The sequence below is a fragment of the Ottowia sp. VDI28 genome (assembly GCF_049532675.1).
In the GTDB taxonomy this organism is placed as follows: domain Bacteria; phylum Pseudomonadota; class Gammaproteobacteria; order Burkholderiales; family Burkholderiaceae_C; genus Ottowia.
The window spans coordinates 4,774,309-4,792,266 of the sequence record NZ_CP149820.1; the positions used below are offsets into that span (position 1 = coordinate 4,774,309).

The 17,958-nt window shown below is 64.0% G+C and carries 15 protein-coding genes and 1 pseudogene; 1 reads left to right on the forward strand and 15 read right to left on the reverse strand.

All coding sequences use genetic code 11. The features are described from left to right. Positions 1-76: 76 nt before the first annotated feature. The 14 genes and pseudogenes from WJU18_RS22840 to WJU18_RS22905 all read right to left on the reverse strand — a co-directional run bounded on the left by WJU18_RS22840 (position 77) and on the right by WJU18_RS22905 (position 16,502). The gene (locus tag WJU18_RS22840; protein ID WP_423455819.1) at positions 77-478 is read right to left on the reverse strand and encodes an aromatic-ring-hydroxylating dioxygenase subunit beta; all 402 of its coding nucleotides are present in this window, start codon (positions 476-478) and stop codon (positions 77-79) included. Beyond that, positions 475-1,791, reverse strand: a complete 1,317-nt coding sequence (locus WJU18_RS22845; protein WP_423455821.1) for an aromatic ring-hydroxylating dioxygenase subunit alpha — start codon at positions 1,789-1,791, stop codon at positions 475-477. Before WJU18_RS22845 ends, WJU18_RS22840 begins: the two co-directional genes overlap by 4 nt. Before the next feature lie 25 nt (positions 1,792-1,816). Beyond that, positions 1,817-2,965 (reverse strand): ABC transporter substrate-binding protein, encoded by a 1,149-nt coding sequence (locus WJU18_RS22850; protein WP_423455822.1) that lies wholly within the window; start codon positions 2,963-2,965, stop codon positions 1,817-1,819. Positions 2,966-3,002: 37 nt separating this feature from the next. After that, positions 3,003-4,160, reverse strand: a complete 1,158-nt coding sequence (locus tag WJU18_RS22855; protein ID WP_423455824.1) for an ABC transporter substrate-binding protein — start codon at positions 4,158-4,160, stop codon at positions 3,003-3,005. Positions 4,161-4,249: 89 nt separating this feature from the next. After that, entirely contained in the window at positions 4,250-4,993 is a 744-nt protein-coding gene (locus WJU18_RS22860; protein WP_423455826.1) for an SDR family oxidoreductase, read from the reverse strand. 4 nt (positions 4,994-4,997) lie between these two features. Then, entirely contained in the window at positions 4,998-5,801 is an 804-nt protein-coding gene (locus tag WJU18_RS22865; RefSeq protein WP_423455827.1) for a cyclase family protein, read from the reverse strand. 26 nt (positions 5,802-5,827) lie between these two features. Further along, positions 5,828-7,076: pseudogene (locus tag WJU18_RS22870) on the reverse strand (SDR family NAD(P)-dependent oxidoreductase). Next, positions 7,073-8,275, reverse strand: a complete 1,203-nt coding sequence (locus tag WJU18_RS22875) for a thiolase family protein (RefSeq protein WP_423455829.1) — start codon at positions 8,273-8,275, stop codon at positions 7,073-7,075. Before WJU18_RS22875 ends, WJU18_RS22870 begins: the two are co-directional and overlap by 4 nt. Then, positions 8,272-9,918: an AMP-binding protein gene (locus WJU18_RS22880; protein ID WP_423455831.1), complete on the reverse strand. Its 1,647-nt coding sequence runs from the start codon at positions 9,916-9,918 to the stop codon at positions 8,272-8,274. The genes WJU18_RS22875 and WJU18_RS22880 overlap by 4 nt, the downstream gene beginning before the upstream one ends. A gap of 10 nt (positions 9,919-9,928) precedes the next feature. Then, positions 9,929-10,411, reverse strand: coding sequence for an aromatic-ring-hydroxylating dioxygenase subunit beta (locus tag WJU18_RS22885; protein WP_423455833.1), 483 nt, complete (start codon positions 10,409-10,411; stop codon positions 9,929-9,931). Then, positions 10,408-11,736: an aromatic ring-hydroxylating dioxygenase subunit alpha gene (locus WJU18_RS22890; protein ID WP_423455834.1), complete on the reverse strand. Its 1,329-nt coding sequence runs from the start codon at positions 11,734-11,736 to the stop codon at positions 10,408-10,410. Before WJU18_RS22890 ends, WJU18_RS22885 begins: the two co-directional genes overlap by 4 nt. A gap of 37 nt (positions 11,737-11,773) precedes the next feature. Continuing rightward, positions 11,774-12,769 (reverse strand): PDR/VanB family oxidoreductase, encoded by a 996-nt coding sequence (locus WJU18_RS22895; RefSeq protein WP_423455836.1) that lies wholly within the window; start codon positions 12,767-12,769, stop codon positions 11,774-11,776. Between the two features lie 16 nt (positions 12,770-12,785). After that, complete coding sequence (locus WJU18_RS22900; RefSeq protein WP_423455837.1) at positions 12,786-14,288, reverse strand: indolepyruvate oxidoreductase subunit beta family protein; 1,503 nt, start codon at positions 14,286-14,288, stop codon at positions 12,786-12,788. A gap of 33 nt (positions 14,289-14,321) precedes the next feature. Continuing rightward, positions 14,322-16,502, reverse strand: a complete 2,181-nt coding sequence (locus WJU18_RS22905) for a thiamine pyrophosphate-dependent enzyme (protein WP_423455839.1) — start codon at positions 16,500-16,502, stop codon at positions 14,322-14,324. A 75-nt stretch (positions 16,503-16,577) separates the two neighbouring features. Between WJU18_RS22905 and WJU18_RS22910 the strand changes: the two genes are divergently transcribed. Then, a complete protein-coding gene (locus WJU18_RS22910) occupies positions 16,578-17,102 on the forward strand; it encodes a MarR family winged helix-turn-helix transcriptional regulator (RefSeq protein ID WP_423455841.1) in 525 nt (174 codons plus the stop codon). Positions 17,103-17,156: 54 nt separating this feature from the next. Here the strand turns inward: WJU18_RS22910 and WJU18_RS22915 are convergent, their stop codons facing one another. Then, on the reverse strand, positions 17,157-17,957 hold the full coding sequence (locus WJU18_RS22915; protein WP_423461077.1) for an alpha/beta fold hydrolase: 801 nt from the start codon (positions 17,955-17,957) through the stop codon (positions 17,157-17,159). Position 17,958 lies beyond the last annotated feature (1 nt).

The window sequence follows — 17,958 nt, forward strand, 5'->3', positions numbered from 1 at the left end:
ACCGCTGGCAGCGCGCGTTCGGCCGCCAGCAGATCCACACGTTTTTGCCGCATGCGCAGGCCGTCGGGCGTGCGCGTCAACTCATGGCGATAGCTGCCGGCGAGCACCAACTGGTCCTCGCCTCGCGCCTCGACATACAGGAAGGGGTGCGCAACACGGCTGCCCCTGCTTCGGCATCCAGGCTTTCCACACGCGGTATCTGCAGCACGTGCTGGCAGTGGCTGGGCGGGTGCTGCGAGTGCGCGCGCGGGTCGCGCAGGCGCCGGATGCGCAGCGCCAGCAGCAACCGGTCTTCATAGGCAATGGAGTTATAGGAATGCGCATCTTCCTGATGGCGCCCCAGCAAGGGAACCCAGTAGCGGCCGTCTTCAGTGAAGAGTTCGAGCCACTGCTCCCACCGGCCTTCATCCAGCAGGGCTGCCTCGCCGGTGACGAAGCGGCACAAGGCCGGCTCGCTCAGCAACGGATCGCCGCTCATGCGCCGCCCCCCATCCGGCTGGTCATGAAATCTGCCCAGGCATGGAACTGGTTGCGCATCAACCGTTCATTCGTGCCGTTGACATCTTGCGCGCCCGACTCGGCTTCGCCAGGCCGGTGGTCTCGATGCAGGCTCACCCACTCGTTGCCACCAGCCCGCAGGCCTTTTTGCATGCTCTCGAACAAATGTACGTCGTCATGCGCCACCACGGACATCGGCGAAAACACCAGCCGGTTGTAGCTCAGGGACCGCTCGAACAGCAACTCGGGCGCACCTTCCGCGCGGAAAGCGTAGGCCTCCACCAAGGTGCGGTTCGCCGCCAGAGGGCGGATCACGCGGATGGCCTGAGGGGAGCTTTTGACCGACAGGCTGGGAAAGAGCACTGAGTTCTGCGGCGAGCGCGTCAACACCTCGTTCGCCCTCTCTTCGCCGTGCGCCGCGCGCATGGCTTCCTCGTAGCCGTCCAGCCGCGCGTAGTTGGAATGAATGGAAAACCGCGTCCCCAGCACGCTGTGGCCATGAGGCAGCACGCGCCCGCCCATCTGGTCGAAGAATTCGTAGCCGGCGCCAAAGGGCAGGATTTGCTCCATGGCCATGGGTTTGGGCTCGGTCTCCGCGCGGCCTTCCCACAGCGCGTCGGCCGCGCGCGTGGCCGATTCGTGCGTGGACATGGGATGCACCGTGTCATTGATGTTCTCCAGGTACATCTTCCAGTTGCAATGAATGATGTTGCGCATGGCGCCGCCTGCCAGCGTGAGGCGGCCCTGCGGAGAACGATCAACCAGGTTGTCGATGGCGCGCAAGGCCTCTCCGAAGTAATCCTCGAAGGAGGGGCCTTCATCCGACAGGCGCACGAAGACAAAGTCGCGGTATACCGCCATGCCGCGCACCGGACTCAAGCCCTGACCGGATTCGCAGTTTTTCAGGTTTGTCCCTTCATAGCCGCTTCTGACCGGAACAGCCAGAGGCGCGCCGTCCAGCTTGTAAGTCCAGGCGTGATAGGGGCAGCGGAAGAATTTGCCGGTATTGCCGGAGGCATCGCTCACCAGTTGGGAGCCCTTGTGTGCGCAGCGGTTGTAGAGCACGCGGATGCCGCCATCGGCCTGCCTCACCATCAGCAGAGGCCGGCCGGCGATGTCCTGGGTCAGATAGTCGCCCGCCTGGGGTATCTGGCTGGCATGGCCCAGATAGGCCCAGGTGTTGGCGAAAAACTCCTGCTCCAGCGCGAAGAGCTCGTCGCTCACGTACAGATCGCGGTGCACCCTGTCTTCCTGCACCAGGGCGCGTATGCGGTCGGGATGGTCGCGGTACATGGTGTCCTGCTTCCAGCGCGCCGGCTCAGGGCGCCAGCTTCCATTGGCCTTTTTCCATGCGCACGATCACCACCGCGCGCTGGTCCGAGCCGTAACGGTCCTGGGGTTTGAAGTTGTAGACGCCGTGCGTGCCCGCCAGTTCGCGGGTATTGACAATGGCGTCCTTCAACGCCGTCCGGTAGGCCGGCGTGCCCGGCTCTCCTTTGGCACGCTTGGCGGCGTCGGCCAGCAGGAGATAGGCGTCGTAGGTATAAGCGGAGAAGGCGTCCGTCGGAATGGCGCCATTGAGCTTCTGATAACTTGCGCGGAAATCCATCGACACCTTCTTGATCGGGTTGCTTTCCGGCAGCTGATCGGCCACCAGCACCGGGCCGCTGGGCACCTGCAGGCCTTCAATCGCGGCACCACCCACACGCACGAAATCGGCATTGATCAGGCCGTGCGTGCCATAGATCTGGCCTTTGTAGCCCCGCTGGGCCAGCGCCAGGTAAGGCAGCGCGCCGGGCGTGCCAGAGTTGCCGGCGAACACCGCATCAGGTTTGCCGGCCACGATCTTGAGAATTTGCCCCGCCACAGACGAATCGGAGCGGGCATAGCGCTCGTTGGCCACCACCTTGATGCCGGCAGGCCCTGCGGCCTTGGCCAAGGAGTCATAAGCCAGGTCACCGAGCGCATCGGAAAAGCCAATGAAGGCCACGGTCTTCACGCCGGCCTTCTTCATGCGCTCCACCACCGCCGACACCATCAGCGGAAAGGGTTGCGACACGGTCACGGTCCAAGCGCCCTCTTCGCCCGGGATGACCACGGGCGTGGGAGAGATCAGCGGTGTGCCGGTCTCCTTGGCCACGGCAGCGATCGCCATGGCACCAGGTACCCCCGAGGTACCGATGAGCACGTCCACCTTGTCGTCCACCGCCAGTTTGCGGGCATTGCGGCCCGCAGTGGTGGGATCGGAGGCATCGTCCAGCACGATAAGCTCGACCTTGCGGCCCGCGATAGTGGGCTGCTGCGCTATGGCGGCGCGGATACCCTTCTCATAAGGAACGCCCAAGGCGGCCACCGGGCCCGACAGCGAGCTGATGAAACCGATCTTGATCGTGTCGGCGGCTACGGCGCCGGTGGCTGTGCAAGCAGCCAGTGCGGCAATGGTCAGGTGCGGTAATAAATGCTTCACGGATCCGTTCCCTCCTGTCTTCATTGACTGGGTGCGTTTATTTCACGAGCTTCCACTGCCCTTTTTCGAGCCGGACGACCACGCGCGAACGCTCGTCGGAACCGTAGCGATCCGTGGGTTTGAAGTTGTAGACGCTGTGCGTGCCCACCAGCTCCTTGGTGGAGACAATGGCATCGCGCAGCGCCACGCGGTAAGCCGGCGTGCCAGGCTCACCCTTGGCGCGGGTGGCGGCGTCCAGCATCACCAGCCAGGCGTCGAACGAGTAGGCCGAGAAAGCATCGGTCGGCGCGCTGCCGTTCGCCTTCTGATAGGCCGCACGGAAATCCATGGCCACCTTGCGCATGGGGTTCGATTCAGGCAACTGCTCGGCCACGATCACTGGTCCGGTAGGCGCGAGCAGGCCTTCGACGGCCGCACCGCCCACCCGCACGAAATCAGGATTGATCAGCGCATGCATGCCATAGATCTGCCCCTTGTAGCCGCGCTGGGCCAGCGCCAGATAAGGCAGGGCGCCGGGTGTACCCGAGGTACCCGTGATCACGGCATCAGGCTTCTGGGCCACGATCTTGAGCACCTGCCCCGCCACCGAACTGTCGGCGCGCGCGTACCGCTCGTTGCTCTGCACCTTGATGCCGGCTGGGCCCGCGCTCTTTTGCAGCGCGTCATAGACCAGATCGCCCCAGGCGTCGGAAAAGCCGATGTAGCCGACGGTCTTGACGCCGGATTGCTTCATTCTCTCCACCACCGCACTCACCATCAGCGGCGCAGGCTGCGGCAGCGTGACCATCCAGGCGCCCTCCTCGCCCGGCAGGTTGGCGTTGGCGATGGCGATCAGGGGTGTCTTGGTCTCGCGAGCCACGGCGGCAATGGCCAGTGCGCCCGGCGAACCGGCCGTACCGATGATCAGATCCACCTTGTCTTCCTCTATCAGCTTGCGCGCATTGCGCGCGGCCGTGCTCGGATCCGAGCCATCATCGAGCGACACCATGGTGATCTTGTGGCCTGCCACCTCGGATTTATAGGCGGCGCCAGCCTTGATCCCCTTGTCATAGGGGATACCGAGCGAGGACACCGGCCCCGACAGCGAGGTGATGAAGCCTACCTTGAGGTCGGCGGCGAAAGCCTGGGACACGGCAAGCGCACTCAGGCCGAAAGCCAGACCGGTGCGAAGGCAAAAACGCGCTGTAACTTTCATGGGATTCCTCTCTGGGTTGGTACTCGGGATGAAAAGTGGATGCACGGAAAAATGCTCGGATGCCTGTGTTTTTGAGGCTTGGGGCTTGGCTACAGCGTCAGGCTGCCCACGCTAGTGCCGCCGCAGACATACAGGACCTGGCCGGTCACGAAGCTGGCCGCCGGATCGGCAAAGAAGGAGACGGCACGCGCCACGTCGGCCGACTCGCCGACTCGGCGCACCGGGATGGAAGCCTCCAGCGCCCGCTCGCGTTCGCTGCCTGCCGGAATCACGTCATAGAACATGTCGGTGCGAATGGGGCCTGGCGCCACCACGTTGACAGTGATACCTTCGGGCGCGAGCTCCAGTGCCCAGGTGCGGGCCATGCCCATCATGCCGGCCTTGGTGGCCGAATAGCTGGTGCGTGTCACCGCACCCACCGCCGCGCGGGAAGACATCAGCACGATGCGGCCGAAGCGCTGCGCCCTCATGGTGGGCAGTGCGGCCTGCGTGAGCGCGATGGCCGAGCCCAGGTGCAGATCCACCAGCGCGTCCAGATCGTCCAGCTTGACCTCGGACAGGAGCGCACCGCGAATCACGCCCGCGTTGTGCACGATGGTGTTGACCGCAAACCTCTTCGTCACCTCGGCTGCCGCCTGCAGCGTGGCTGCGCGGTCCATCAAATCCGCCTCCACGCTGTGCATGCGCGGGTGGTCGATATCGGCCGCGCGGCGCGACAGCGAGATGACCTCGCACCCTTCGCTCAGCAATTGCTCGCAGATCGTCTTGCCGATGCCGGCGCTGCCGCCCGTGACCACGGCCACGCGCTTGATCTTCACGTCTTGATCGCGCATCACCTCACTCCTCCACCAATGCCAACACACGCAAGGGGCTGCCGCTGCCCTTCTCGATCTTCAGCGGCGGACAGATCAGCACCGCGCCTGCAGGCGGAAGAAGATCCAGATTGCAGAGGCACTGCAAGCCATAGCGGCCGGCACCGTGCATGAAATAGTGGCAGGGGTAAGGCGGGCGCAGGTGGTAGCCCTGTCCCGCGTCGGTGCCGATGGCCTCGGACCCAAAGCCCAACACATCGCGCTGCTCCACCAGGAAGCGCACCGCCTCGGTGCTGGGGCCAGGCGTGTGTTGCCCTGTCTCGTCGAAGTTCTGATAGGCCTCCGGGTCCTGCCGCTTGGACCAGTCGGTGCGCATCAATACCCACGCCCCGGCCGGAATGCGTCCGTGCGCGGCTTCAAAGCGCTCGATGTCTTCCACGGTGAGCAGGTAATCAGGATCTTTCTTCACCGCTTCGGAGCAATCGATGACACAGGCCGGCGCCACGAAGTGCTGCGCCGGAATGGTGTCCACCGAGTTGTTCGGCAGGTCGCGGCCGGAGATCCAGTGGATCGGCGCATCGAAGTGCGTACCGGTGTGCTCGCCGCAGGAAAAATTGTTCCAGTACCAGCCCGGGCCGCGTTCGTCGTATTTGGAGACTTCCTCGATACGAAAAGGCCAGCACTGCCCCATCTCGGGCGGCAGCGCGATTTGCGGAAATTCAGGTGTCAGCGTTTGCGTGAGGTCCACCACGCGGATGCGGTTGCTGGCCAGGGCGCTCACCAAAGCGCCCAGCGCGCTGGCGGCGGAAGTCAGTGTTTCGGTCGTCATGGTTCGTTCTTTCAGTGAGTTCGGCCTCAGCCACCCGCGGCCAATTCGCGCTCCAGCACTTTCGGGTTGTCGCGCCAGCGTTCCAGCCATTCCTGGGCCACGTCACCGGGGTACACGTCTTCCACGCCATCCCGCAGCGCTTTCACAATGGCGTTGGCCAGAGCGGAAGGTGCCAGCTTGGGCGGGGGCAGGTGTTGGTTCCACTCATCGTCGATCGGCCCCGGGAAGACATTGATCACGCGGATACCCGCTGGCCGCATCTCGGCTCGCAGGCACTGGGCCAGCGAATAAGCCGCCGCCTTGGACGCGCTGAAGGTGCCATGCGGCGGGAAGTTGGAAAGCGCGTAGATGGAAAGCAGGTTCACCCACGCGGTGGCCGAGGTGGTGCCGTCCGCCGAGCGCCCCTTGAGCGCAGGGCCGAACTCCTGCGCCAGGCGCAGAAAGCCGAAGTAGTTGATGTCCATCTCGGCCTTGGCCACGTCGGTGCCGCGGCGCGACCCAATGCCGAAACCACGGTGCACCTCGGCGTTGTTGATGACGATGTCCACCTTGCCGCCGATCGAACCCGCCAGTTGGCTCACTTGGCGGCCGTTGGTCAGATCCAGCGGCACCAGCGCCACCTGCGGCATCGAGGTGATGTCGTCCAGGCCGCCAAGATTCTTCCAGGGCTCGGCATGGCCAACCCAAACGATGTCGGCACCGGCTTTCACCAGCGCGCGCACCAGAGCCTGGCCCACCGGGGTTTTACCGTCGGTGACCAGCACCTTGCGGAACTTCGGATCGCTGGTCATTTCTCGCAGCATCTTGTCGTCTGCCATATGGGGGCTCCCTTCATTCGGAAATCCAATCAGTACCGCCTGTCCGGCGCGATCCAGCCGAGCGCCCACGCGCACGCGCACCGGGGCTTCCCCTACTTCGCCGTGCAGGTGCACCACGACCGTGGGGCCCGCGTCCAGATGCACCAGTCCCAGCCGCCAGGGCAGGCGTTCGCGGAAAAAGATCGTTGCTGTGGTGCAGCGTGGTGTTGGCCAGCAACTCTCCCTCGCCGGACTGCTGGCGCCATTGCAAGCTAGGCGACAGGCACTTCCCGCAAGCCTCGCGCGGCGGGTATTGCACCGTGCCGCAGTCCTCGCATTCCTGCAATTCAAAGCGGCCTTCGGCTGCTGCGGCCGTGATGCCCAGTGCCACACGGCCGCGCTGGCCGGGCGGCAGGTTCATCTGCCGCGTACGCAGGACAGGATTTTTGCGCTTGGGGCGCATCAAAGGCATCGTCATTCAGATTTTCCTAAGATGACAGCGCCGGTGCACAGGCACCGGTCATAGGTGACCATTCCGAAACCGCACACCATGCCCAGTTCGGCATCCTTCACCGCACGCTTATCCGCTTGACCGGTCAATTGGCGGATGGCCTCGGTCATGCCAAGAAATCCGCCGGCTGCACCGGCCTGCCCCACCGACAACTGGCCGCCGCTGGTGTTGTTGGGAAAATCACCCGCATAGGTCATATCGTGGGAGCGCACAAACTCGGGGCCCTCGCCTTTCTCGCAGAAGCCCAGATCCTCGAACTGCATCATCACGATGACCGGGTAGTCGTCGTAGGTCTGGATGAAGTCCACATCCTTGGGCTGAATACCGGCCTGGGCATAAAGATCGCCGCGGTCCATGCGCCAGCCGCCCTGCACCATCACCGGATCTTCGGAAAACGCGTTATGGCGCTCAATGGCACCGCGGATCACCACGTGCGGCAAGCCCAGGTCGCGCGCCCGCTGTTCGCTCATGACCAGGAAGGCGTCGGCGCCCGCGCAGGGCATGACACAGTCGAACAGATGGATGGGATCGGAGATCGGCCGTGCCGCCATGTACTCTTCAAGCGTCAGGGGCTTCTTGAAAAGCGCGTTGGGATTGGCCAGCGCGTTGGTGCGCTGAGCTACTGCGATACGGCCGAAGTCCTCACGCAGGGCACCATAGGTGCGCATGTAGTTGGCCGTGATGAAAGCAAAGATCGAGTTGGGGCCTCCCGAACCATAGGGATAGGTGGCGTCGCGCGCGAAATTGCTGAAGGCGCCCAAGGTCTGCCGGAAGGAGTCGACATGATTGGTGTCGGCTGCCACACAGGCCACCACGTCCGCATCGCCCGCCTGCACGGCGCGCGCCGCACGGCGCAGGCACATCACGCCGGAGGCGCCGCCGGTGGGCACATGGTCCAGCCAGCGGGGCGAGATGCCCATGTGCTGCGTCACCCCCACGGCGGTATCGGGCACCAGCGAGAAGCTGGACAGGCACAGGCCGTCGATCTCTTCCTTGGCAATACCGCTTTCCTTCACCAGGGCTGCCAGCGCCTGGCCGATGAACCAGTGCGCAGTGCGGGTGGAATAGCGCTCATAGGGCACTGTCACTGGCACGGCAACAGCCACGCCTTCGTAGGACATGCGTTTCGACGTGCGGGTAGACACGCGGGTGGTTGGGCTGCTCATGCCTGCCTCTTTTTCAAGGTGCGCGTGTCGAAGCAGCCCGCCTGGCCCGGCAGCGCGTGCGCCAGGTCACGCAGTTGCCCGCGCTGGATCTTCTGCGAGGGCGTGAGCGGCAGTGCGTCGACAAAAGCCACGTAGCCGGGGGCCTTGTAGTAGGCCAACTGAGCAAGCGCATGCGCCACGATGCTCTCTGCCAACTGTGCGAGTTCGTGCGTGGATTGGTGCGCGGGTTGGCCGTTGGCCACGTCCTCGCGCAGCACGATGCAGGCCAGCACCTCATCTCCACGCACCACGTCCGGCGTGGCGGCCACGGCAGAGGTCTTCACCGCCGGGTGCTGGTTAAGCACGCTCTCTACCTCCACGGCGGAGATGTTTTCGCCGCTGCGGCGGATCACGTTCTTCTTGCGGTCCACGAAGAAGAGGTTCCCTTCAGCGTCGCGGCGCACCAGATCGCCGGTGTGGAACCAGCCATCGGCCCAGGCCTCATTGGTGGCTTGCTCGTCCTTGAGGTACCCGGAGAAGAAATGCTCCCGGGGATCGGCGCCGCGGGCGCGCACCAGCAGTTCGCCGGGCGTATCTACACCGGCCTCGTGGCCCTCTTCATCGAGCAGCCTCATGTCGAGGAAATCGGGCTGGCGGCCAAAACAGCTGCTGCCCACCAGGCGCGGCTCGCGGTTGGCCATGATGCAGGCACCGGCGCCGGTTTCGGTCATGGCCCATGCCTCCACCAGGGGAAAGCCGAAGCGCTCCTCGAAAGGCGCATGGTTCTTCTTGTCCACGCCGGCGCCGAAACCCCAGCAGATCGCATGGTCACGGTCGGCCGCCGAGGGTGAGGCAGACAGGAGCATGGCCGGCATGACCCCCAGATAGTGCACGATCGTAGCGCGGCTTTCGCGCGCGCTGGCCAGCCAGCTCTTGGGATGGAAGCGGTCAAGCTGCACCAGGCAACCACCGGCCGTCAGCACCACCATGGTGGAGAAAGCCATCGCATTCATATGGTTGAGCGGCAGCGGCGTGATGACGCGCTCGGTGTCCGGGCGGATGCGGCACACGCCGTCAAGCTCGGCATACCATTGGCCGGCGCGCAGGAAATAGCCGTTGCTCAGCATGCAGCCCTTGGGCCGTCCGGTCGTGCCCGAGGTGTAAAGCAACGCACACTCGGTCTGCGTCCCGATGGCTTCGTTGGCACGCGGCGCGGCGCTGGGCGCCTTCGGCACCTCGTCGTCTGCCCCCATGGTCGCGAAGGCCACCCCAGCTTCCCGTGCCGCGGCGTGCAGGTCGGCGGCGCGCTCCGGGAGCGTCACGGCCAGGCCGATTTCACTGTGGCCGATGAGATAGATCAGCTCGGCCGAACGCATCTCCGCGTTGATGGGTACTACGCTCACGCCCAGCGCATTGAGCGCCAGCCAGTGCATGAGGAAAGCCGGGCGGTTCTCCAGCAGCAGGCCCACGCGGTGGCCGTGGCCCCAGCCAGCCTGTGCGTAAGCCTGCCGGAGGCGCTCGATTTCAGCCGCTGCGTCACCCCAGCTCAGGGCCCCTTGCTCGATACCATAGGCGTTGGCGGTCACCGATTCCGTGAACAGAAAGTCCGCCTGCGGCGTGCGGGCAGCGGTGGCCGAGAAAACGTCGTGAACGGTGCGATGCATCGCCGGTCCTTCAGATAAAGAGCTGCACCGCTGGCAGTGCAGCATCGCAGTTCAGCAGGTTCACGCGTTTGAGCGTCATGCGCAGTGCCCCATTCACCCACGTGAGGTGATGGAAGAAGGTGCCCACGTAGAACTGCAGTTCGTCGCCCTGCGATTCGGTGTAATGAAACTCCGTGCGCAGCACATAGTTGTTGGCGGCCTCATCGAACGTCTCTACCGTGGGCACTTGCAGCAGGTGATGGCAGCGGCTGGGCGGCTGCTGGGAGAAGGCGCGCGGGCTCTTCAGGCGCTCGATGCGCAGCTCGCGCAGAAGCTTGTCTTCATACAGGTGCGAGGTATGCTGCAGGCCATCTTCCTGGTCCGGCACCAGCGGCACCCAGTAGAAGGCCTCGTCAGTGAAAAGCGCGTTCCACTCCTCATAGCGTTTTTCATCGAGCAAACGGCACTCGCGCACCACGAAACCGATCAGATCCTCTTTCTGGACGGTGCTCATTGGGCATCTCCTTCCATGCTCGCGGTCATGTAGCGCTCCCAGGCACGGTATTGGTTCCGCATGGAAATTTCGCTGGTGCCGATGGTGGTACGGTCCTTGTCAGCCACCTCATCCGCCTCAAAGTTGCGGTGCAGGCTCACCCAGTCGTTTCCGCTGCCGTGCAGTCCGGCTTGAATCCCCCTGTAGGCCTGCAAATCGTCGTGGCCCACCACGGAGAACGGCGAGTTGATCAACCGGTTGTACATCGTGGTGCGCGCCAGCAGTTCGGGTGGCGCGCCCTTGAGGCGGAAGGTCCAGCTCTCTACCAAGGTCTTGTCCACCGCGATGGGGCGGATCACACGGATCGACTGAATCGCGCCCTTGATGGTCAGGTTGGGGTAGTACACCGTGTTGTGGCGCGCCAAGCCCAGAATCTCTGCCGTGCGCTCCGGGCCATAGGCGGCTTGCATCGCGGCGTCGTATTCCGGGATGGCGGAATACTTGCTGTGGATGGAGAAATGAACACCGGAAAAGCTGTGGCCGTTATCGAACACACGCACGCCCATGTCCTCGAAGAATTTGTATTCCGACATGAAGGGCACGAACTGCTCGATGGCCATGGGCTTGGGTTCGTCCGCGGGTTTGCCGGCCCACATGCTCTTGGCAGTGCCCGCCGAGGACTCGTGCGCCACCATGGGGTGCATAGTGTCGTTGAGGTTCTCGATGAACATCTTCCAATTGCACTGGTGCATGAAGCGCAGGCACCCGCCGGCAATTTCCAGCTCGCCTTCTGGCGACCGGTCGGTCATGTTGTCGATGGAGCTGAGCGAGTCGCCAAAGTACTCTTCGAAGCTCGGCCCCGTGTCGTTGATCTTGACGAAGATGAAGCCGCGATGGCTGCGTACGTTTTTCACCGTCACAAGGCCCTTGGCGGATTCGCATTCCTGCAGGTTGGTGCCTTCATAGCCGTTCTTCAGCGGAATCGACAGCAGCGATCCGTCGGTCTTGAAGGTCCAGGCGTGATAGGGGCAACGGAAAAACTTGCCCGTGTTGCCGCAGGCCGCGCTCACCAGCCGGGAACCCTTGTGGGCACACCGGTTCATCATCGCCTTCACCGTGCCGTCGGTGTGCCGTACCACGATGAGCGGCCGGCCGGCAATCTCCACGCTGATGTAGTCACCCGGCTTGGCCAACTGGCTTTCATGTCCTGCGTAGTTCCATGTATTGGCGAAGAAATGCTCCTGCTCCAGCTCGAACAGCTCCTCGTTGATGTAGAGGTCCCTGTGCACCCGGTCGGGCTGCACCAGGGCACGGATCGCATCCGGATTGCCGCGGTAAGTGGTCATCGTGGGCTCCTTTTTCTTTCGGTGCTTCTTTCAGCGCTCAAATGTCAAGAGTCAGCTTGGCGCTCTTGGCGCGTGAAATGCAGATCTGCATCACGGTGCCCTCGGCTTTCTCCCGGGCCGTGAGCACGTAGTCGCGGTGATCGATCTCGCCCTCGAGCACCGGCGTCGCACACACGCCGCATTCGCCGCGCTTGCAATCGAACAGGGGATCGCACCCATGCTCGATGAGGCAATCCAGAATGGTTTGATCCGCCGGCACGGTAAAGCTCTTGCCGGATTGCGCCAGCACCACTTCGAAGGCACAGTCGCCCTCTTCCACCACAGGTTCGGTGAACAGCTCGAAGTGCACCCGCCCGCTCGGCCAGCCTCGGGCCTGGGCAGCAGCGAGTACCGCGTCCAGCATCACCTTGGGCCCGCAAACGTAGAGTTGATCGTCAGCCAGGCAAGCATCCAGCAGCGGACCGATACCGAGCGGCGCACCCGCATCCACATCGGCATGCACCACGAGGTCGTCGCCCAGCAGAGCCTGCAGCTCCGGCAGAAAGGCCATCAGCTCACGGCTGCGGCCGGCATAGTGCATAAGCACCGGTGCCCCTTCAGCGCGGCGCCTGGCGGCCATGCTGACCAGGGGCGTCACGCCGATGCCACCGGCCACCAGCACCGCTCGGGCCCCGCCCGCATGCACCGGGAAGTCGTTCTTGGGGGCCTCTGCAAGCAGCACGTCGCCCGGCTTCAAGCCCTCATGCATGAAGCGGGAGCCCCCACGTCCCCCATCCTCACGCCGTACGGCAATGACATACTCTGCCGGCGAGAGGGCGCTGTCCAGCTGCGCGGAAGGGTTGATGAGCGAGTAGTGCCGCCAATCCTGTTGGCCGCCGGGCAGGGTGACCTGCACGCGGATGTGGGCGCCGGCGGTAAAACCCGGCAGTGCCGAGCCATCTTCCGAAGCCAGCCGCAGCATGCGGATCAATGGGTTCAAACTGCGCGCCTCGACGACTCGCAGGCGCAATGTGTTGGGCACCGGGTGGTTCATCCGTACGCTCCTTGTTTCAGCCCAATGCGTACTGCGCGAGCTTGGCACGCAGTTGCTTGCCGTGTTCGTCGGCCAGGGCGGCATCGCGCAGTTCGCGCAAGGTGGCAGGGGCCAGCGTGTGGCCTGCGCGGGCAACCGCCGCCATCACCAACTCGTAGTTGGCCACGCCGCGTTCATGGGTGTCGCTGTAGCCCTTTACCAGGCGCTGGCATTGCGCGATCTCCAGCGCCAGCGCTGGGTTGAAGGCGGCCGCTTCGGAAATGCGCGCCAGCCACTGCTCGATGAAGGTGTTCTCCTGAGCAAAGCGCGTAGTGCCGCGCCGCCATCGGCGCGCGGCCGCCACACAGCGCAGCATCAGGTAGCCGTGCAATGAACTCGTGCGCACCACCCGGCCCTTCTGCGTCATGCGTTCCACCAGACGGCGAGGCGCACCTGAGCGCATCAGCCAGCGGCCCAGGCCGCCAGGCAAGGTCTCGCAGATTTCCTGCAGCCGCGGGTGCATGTATTCGTTGATGGCCAGCAGTTGCTCCGCCTGCGCGCCAGACTCTCCTCGTACGCGCTCGAAGCGGGCGGCACGGGTCTTCAGATCGGCCACACGGGCGGTGTCCTCATAGGACATCCATAGAGCCAGATGACGCGCGGTGGCCTCGAACAAGCGCCCGCCATCTTGCACGCCCCTCGACAGAATTACCTGCAAGCGATCCAGGTAGGTCGCAGCGTAGGGCAAGTCCTGGTAATCAATCAGACGGCGCACGCCCTCCAACAGCACCGCCTGCGCCTCGCCTGGAAACTCCTGACGCACACGCTCGACCAGGGCACGTACCCCAGGATGCTTGGGCGCCGGTTCGCGCGGAGCTACCGCCGCAGCGGGCTGAGCGGGTTCTCCCTCCTTCTGCGCCCGCTCGAAGGCCTGCCCGAAAGCGCGCAGGCTGGGCTTGACCCCCACACCGCCGCGCTCGATGGTGGCTTCGAACTGGGCACGGCTGAAAGGCAACACGCCCGTGCCCGCCACGGCGCCAAAGAGTACGGCACTGATCACGCTGCCCGCCTCTTCCGCCGCACGCGCCATGTCGAAACGCACGAAACGCTTGGCAGCGCGCTGCGCATGCTTCAACAATTGCTCGCTGTCCACCCGGCCATCGCCCATGGCCGATTTTTCGTCGATGGAATACACCCGGTGCGTGGAAGCCACGAGCGTGGTGCGCTCCTTCGTCACCAGCCCGCGCTGCACGGCGCGGCCAGCCTCCATCAGTTCGGAGGCCAGCACCACGTCCACGTCGCCCGGCAATGGCATCAGCGCCAACACGGGCCGGCCGCCGTCTTCCTCGGCGCGTGCGCTCGGAAACAGCTCCACGTAATAAATGGTGGCGCCGGTACGCTGCGCCACACCGGGCACCGAGGTCGTCTGGGCAATGTAGCCGTTGTGCTCGCCCAGGTCGACAATCCAGTCAGCCAGTACGCCGCCGCCCTCGCCACCCATGGCCAGGATCGCAATCTTGATGGGTTGTACCGCGTTCATCGTGAGACTCTCTACTTTCTGTTCTTTCCCGGTTCAGAATGCATAGCGTTCACGCCGCTTCGCCTGTCCGCGCTGAAGCCAGCCAATGATGGTGCCGCGCAGGCGTTCGCGCAACCGCTCCCAGCGGCTGGGATTGCTGACGACCTGCGCTTTGTAAAAGGACGGGCACAGTACTGCTGCGTGCGAGACGTCGCCGCAGTTGCCGCAGCCCACGCAGCTGTCGAGCACCGTGGCCACCGGGTCAGTGCGCAACGGATCAGGATTGGGTTTGATCGAAAGCGACGGACAACCCGATAAACGGATGCAGGAGTGATCGCCTGTGCAGGTATCTGAATCCACGCCAAATTTCTCGCGCACCACACGCTCGCCATTGGCAATGGCCTTGCGCACGATCGGCTTTTCACGGCGCTGGCGGTTGAGCATGCATTCGGATTGGGCGATGAGCACCTTCGGGCCAGGCTCCTTCGTGGTGAGCGCCTCACGCAGGGTATCCCGCATGCCGGCCACGTCGTAGGTGCGCCGCATCGTGCGCACCCATTGCACGCCCACGCCGCGCACCGCCTGTTCGATCTCGTGGCCTGTGCTGCGCGTGGCATTGCGCGCCTTGGAGGAAAGAATGTCCTGGCCGCCCGTGGCCGAGGTGTAGTTGTTGTCCACCACGACGGTGAGGTTGTCGCTGCGATTGAAAACCGCGTTGGCAATGCCGCTGGTCAAGCCGTTGTGCCAGAAGCCGCCATCGCCCATCACCGAGATCGCCCGCTTGCCGGCGGGCACATTGAGTGCTGCCGCACCCGCCGCGCCCAGACCATAGCCCATGGTGGTGTTGCCCAGGTGGAAAGGCGGCAGGATGGAGAACAGGTGGCAGCCGATGTCGGCACTGACGTGATGCGGGCCCAGTTCACGCTCCACCAATTTCATGGCGCTGAAAATGGGCCGCTCGGGGCAACCCGTGCAAAACCCAGGCGGACGGGCATGGACCACAGACTCGATAGGCGGCTCGGCCTCGGCAGGCGCGGGCATTTCGTCCGTGGCGGCCACCAGCGGAATCACCTTGCGCGCCGGCTCCGCCTTGGGCTGCGGCTGCAAAACGCCGTAGCGCTCGAAAAACGCCCGCGCGCCCTGGATCATCACGGCGGTGGTGTATTCGCCGGCCATGGGCAGCAAGTCCTTGCCGTGCAACCCGGCCGTGACGCCGGCCTGGCGCAGGATGGCGGCCACGTTCTGTTCGATGAAGTTGGGCTGCCCCTCCTCCACCAGAAGCACCGCGCGCTTGCCTTTGCAAAAGCGCAGCACTTCGCTGTCGATTACCGGGTAGGCTACGTTCATGACATACAACGGCACCTGCGTGTGGCCATATACGTCCGCCAGGCCCAGGCGTTCCAACGCGCGCATGAGCGTGTTGTAGCTGCCGCCTTGCACGATTACACCCAGTTCACCGTCCCCATCCCCGAAGAACTCATTGAGACCACGCTCCTCCACGAAGCGCACCGCGGCGGGCCAGCGTTCCTTGATCTTTTCCTGCTCGTGCAGAAAGCTGGCAGGCGGCAGCACGATGCGGCCGACATCGCGCCGCGGCTGCTCGAGCGCTTCCTTGAGCGTGAACTCGGGCGGCCGGTTGGCGCCCGCCACGAACTGGCCGTGCACATGGCAGGCACGGATGCGCAACTGCAGCATCACCGGGGTATGGCTGGCCTCCGAGAGTTCAAAACCGGTTTTCACCGCCTGAACGATGGACGGCAGATTGGGGCGGGGATCCAGCAGCCAGATCTGCGACTTCATCGCGAAGGCGTGGCTGCGCTCCTGCATGATCGAGGAGCCCTCGCCGTAATCCTCTCCCACGATAATGAGCGCGCCGCCCGTCACGCCGCCCGACGCCAGGTTGGCCAGGGCGTCGGAGGCCACGTTGGTGCCCACCGTCGCCTTGAAAGTGACCGCGCCACGAAGCGGGTAGTTGACCGATGCGGCCAGCGTGGCGGCGGCCGTGGCTTCGCTCGCGCTGTTTTCGAACCGGATACCTTGCTCGGCCAGAATGTCTTGCGCGTCGGCCAGAACATCCATCAGATGAGAAATCGGAGCTCCCTGGTAGCCGGCCACATAGGACACACCAGATTCCAGCAACGCCTTGGTGACCGCCAGAATGCCTTCGCCACTGAACACCTCGCCTTCCGCGAGCTTCAGCTTCTTGACTTCCTCGACAAAGGACCGTTCAGCCATGCTGCTCCTTGAAAACCCTCGAATGCCTCAGGTTCAATGGGCGTATATTATTTAGAGCTAAATATATCCACAATCATGAATAACCCTAACAAGACCGATCCCGCAGATGGCGTACCGCACCGGAGTTTTGTCGAGGACTACCTGCCCGCTCTGCTCGCGCAAGCCAGCAATCTCATCTCGGGAGAATTCCATAAAGTGGCGCGGCACAACGGTTTTTCGGTATCTGAGTGGCGCGTGCTGGCCTCATTGGCTGGGAGCGAGGCCATCAGCATCGGCCAGTTGGCTCAGACCACCGTGATGAAACAACCCACCGTGACCCGCGTGCTGGACCGCATGACCCAGCGCGGGCACGTGGAGCGCTTGGCCCATGGCAGCGACCGCAGGATTACCTTGGTGCGCATCACCCTGGCGGGCGAGCAGGCGGTGGGACAGTTGATGGAATTGGCGCGCGAGCATGAGCAGCGCGTGCTGGAGCCTTTTGGCCTGGAAAGCGCTGAAGCACTGAAAAACACCTTGCGCCGCATGATCGAGCTGCACAGGAACCTGCCAGGGGGCGAGAACGACGACGGAGAAAGCGAGGAAGAAGGAGATCTGGCCTAAGAACGTGTTCAAGATCTCCTCGCGGGTCCCTCGCGACGAGATCTTGAATACGTTCTAACTCTGTGTCACAAGAAAATCGGTCACAGCTTGCGCAAATGCCTCCGGTAGCTGGTCAGGCAAGGGCACCATGCCGCCTTCGATATCCACGATGCGCGCATCTTTCAGGTGCTCCGCCAACTCCGCCGCGTGCGGCGATGAAAAGGGATCCTGCCGCGCGCGGATCAACAGCACGGGCTGCGTGACCCGGCCAATGCGGTCTTCCATGCGGTAGTTCGCCACCGCGCGATGCCCCCCTTCAATGTCGCCCGAAGCCTTGAGGCCGTCCAGCACGAAGGATTGCAGCAGCTCAGGCCGGCCCTCTGGATAGAACGCCTGCCGGTTGCGCCACATTTGCATCAGATGAGCGCCATCCGGTGACGGCTCCACCGCATCGATCGGCGGTCGGTGAGCACGCGCGATACGAAATGCTTCATTCGTGTAAGGCGTGGACGACAGCACGACCGCCCCCACCTTGCGCGAAAAATTCACCGCCAGCTCCACCGCGATCACGCCGCCGGTATGGTGGCCCACGACATGCGCGCGTTCAATACCCAAGGCCTCGAGCAACTCCGCGGCCACCCCGGCCCAGCGCTCGATGCTGGGCTCCCAGGGCGGCGGAGGCGAATCACCGAAGCCGACCGTATCCATGGCGACACCGCGAAAGCGGCGGCCAAGCAGCGGCAACACGGCCCGGTACTCAGCCCAACTGCGCGGACTCTGGTGCAGCAGCAACACCGCAGGCGCGTTCGCGCTTCCGCATTCCGCGAAGTGAACCTGGCCTACGGACAGATCGGCAAATGCGCGGCGGACGAGCATG